Origin of the sequence: Streptomyces chilikensis, from assembly GCF_001642695.1 — a bacterium.
Taxonomy (GTDB): domain Bacteria; phylum Actinomycetota; class Actinomycetes; order Streptomycetales; family Streptomycetaceae; genus Streptomyces; species Streptomyces chilikensis.
In genome coordinates, this window is the sequence record NZ_LWCC02000064.1 from 1 (window position 1) to 1,863 (window position 1,863).

The following is a 1,863-nucleotide window of genomic DNA, read 5'->3' on the forward strand; positions in this document are numbered from 1 at the left end:
GGCCGGTCCGGACCGGCCGCCGGGACGCGCCCTCCTGCGGCCGGTCCGGACCGCCGCGCACGCACGTGGATCCCGCGCCCGCCCCACCACCACCGCCCCGGCGGCACGACTGCCCGCGGACGGAACGGGCGGGTCCGCGGATGCCCCGCGCGGGCGAACCGGTCCGCCCGCGCGGGGCGGTGGGGCGGGGCCGGGGGTCAGTGGTTGCGGGGGAAGCCGAGGTCGACGCCGGCCGGCGCGTCGGCGGGGTCCGGCCAGCGCGTGGTGACGACCTTGCCCCGGGTGTAGAAGTGCGTGCCGTCGTTGCCGTAGACGTGGTGGTCGCCGAAGAGCGAGTCCTTCCACCCGCCGAACGAGTGGTACCCCACCGGCACCGGGATCGGGACGTTCACGCCCACCATCCCGGCCTCCACCTCCAGCTGGAAGCGCCGCGCCGCCCCTCCGTCCCGGGTGAAGACCGCCGCGCCGTTGCCGAAGGGCGAGGCGTTGACGATCGCCAGGCCCTCCTCGTAGGTTTCGGCCCGCAGCACGCACAGCACCGGGCCGAAGATCTCGTCGCGGTAGGCGTCGGCGGTGACCGGCACCCGGTCGAGCAGGGAGATGCCGATCCAGTGGCCGTCCTCGTACCCCTCGACGGTGAGGCCGGTGCCGTCCAGGACGACCTCGGCCCCCTGGGCGGCGGCCCCCCGCACGTAGGAGGCGACCTTGTCGCGGTGGGCGCGGGTGATCAGCGGGCCCATCTCGGAGACGGGGTCGTGGCCGGGGCCGACCACCACCTTCTCGGCGCGCTCGCGGATCCTGCGCACCAGCTCGTCGCCGGTCGCCCCGACCGCGACCACCGCGGAGATCGCCATGCACCGTTCCCCCGCCGATCCGTAGGCGGCGGACACCGCGGCGTCGGCGGCGGCGTCGAGGTCCGCGTCGGGCAGCACCAGCATGTGGTTCTTGGCCCCGCCGAGCGCCTGGACGCGCTTGCCGTGCGCGGCGGCGGTGGTGTGGATGTGGCGGGCGACGGGCGTGGAGCCGACGAACGACACCGCCTGGACGTCCGGGTGCTCCAGCAGCCGGTCGACGGCCGCCCTGTCGCCGTGCACCACGTTGAACACGCCGTCCGGCAGGCCGGCCTCGGCGAGCAGTTCGGCGAGCCGTACCGAGGCCGAGGGATCCTTCTCCGAGGGCTTGAGCACGAAGGTGTTGCCGCAGGCGACGGCGATGGGGAACATCCACATCGGCACCATGGCGGGGAAGTTGAACGGCGTGATGCCGGCGACCACGCCCAGCGGCTGCCGGATGGCGGCCACGTCCACCCGGCTCGCCACCTCGGTGGACAGCTCGCCCTTGAGCTGGACGGGGATGCCGCAGGCCAGGTCGACGATCTCCAGGCCGCGGGCGACCTCGCCGAGGGCGTCGGAGTGGACCTTGCCGTGCTCGGCGGTGATCAGCCGGGCCAGCTCGTCGCGGTGGGCGTCGACCAGGGCCCGGAACCTGAAGAGGACCGAGGTGCGGGTGGCCAGGGAGGAGCGGCCCCAGCCGGTGGACGCCTCCTTGGCCGCGGCCACGGCGGCGTCCACCTCCGCGGGGCCGGCGAAGGCGACCCGGGCGGTGACGGCTCCGGTGGCGGGGTCGGTGACCGGTCCGTACGTCCCGGAGGCGCCTTCGACGGCCCTGCCGCCGATCCAGTGGTGGAGGGTCTTCGTCATGCCCGGACTCCTTCGCGGTCGACGGCTCGCCGGCCCGTCCCGCCCGGGCCTGCCTGTGGGGGCGTCCCCGACCCAGTGTGGGCCGTTCCGGCCCCGCCGTGCGCACCCCGCGCGGCGCGGAGGGGTTCCGCGCCGGCGGCCCGCCCGCGGCGCCGGCCGGGAC

Annotated in this window: 1 protein-coding gene; it reads right to left on the reverse strand. The window is 76.0% G+C overall.

Annotated elements, in window-relative coordinates; translation table 11 throughout:
- Positions 1–197: 197 nt before the first annotated feature.
- Positions 198–1,700: a CoA-acylating methylmalonate-semialdehyde dehydrogenase gene (gene mmsA, locus A2U95_RS22320; protein ID WP_166026049.1), complete on the reverse strand. Its 1,503-nt coding sequence runs from the start codon at positions 1,698–1,700 to the stop codon at positions 198–200.
- Between the last annotated feature and the right edge of the window lie 163 nt (positions 1,701–1,863).